The following is a 615-nucleotide window of genomic DNA, read 5'->3' as shown; positions in this document are numbered from 1 at the left end:
GCGCGTCGACCCAGACACCGGTGAGCGGCAGAGGTTCTCGTCGAAGATTCTGCCGGCGTGGGCACGCAAAAGCCCGGAGATCTCCGCGGTCCTGCCGCTGCTGTACCTGCATGGACTGTCCACCGGCGATTTCGGGCCGGCACTCGAGCAGTTCCTCGGTTCCGGCGCTGGGTTGTCGGCGGCCACCATCAGCCGACTCACTGCCCAGTGGCAGAAAGAAGCCGCAGCCTTCGCCGACCGCGACATCACCGCCGACTATGTGTACGTGTGGGTCGACGGCATCCACCTCAAGGTGCGCCTGGAGCAGGAGAAGCTGTGTCTGTTGGTCATGATCGGCGTCCGCGCCGACGGCCGCAAGGAGTTGATCGCGCTCGCTGACGGCTACCGGGAATCGACCGAGTCGTGGGCCGATCTGCTGCGCAGCTGTAAACGCCGTGGCATGCCGTCCCCGACCCTGGCGGTCGGGGACGGCGCGCTCGGGTTCTGGGCCGGGGTCCGCGAGGTGTTCCCCGAGAGCCGGGAACAACGCTGCTGGTTTCATAAGCAAGCCAATGTGCTTGCGGCACTGCCGAAATCGGCACACCCCAACGCTATCAAAGCGATGCAGGAAATCTA

General features: G+C 65.2%; 1 protein-coding gene. It reads left to right on the top strand.

Annotation, left to right across the window (positions count from 1 at the left end; translation table 11 throughout):
- The coding region (locus GOSPT_RS22500) for an IS256 family transposase (RefSeq protein ID WP_005209468.1) at nt 1-615 on the top strand (615 nt) is incomplete at both ends.

The organism is Gordonia sputi NBRC 100414, from assembly GCF_000248055.1.
GTDB classification, from domain to species: domain Bacteria; phylum Actinomycetota; class Actinomycetes; order Mycobacteriales; family Mycobacteriaceae; genus Gordonia; species Gordonia sputi.
This window is presented reverse-complemented; position numbering and strand designations above follow the sequence as displayed.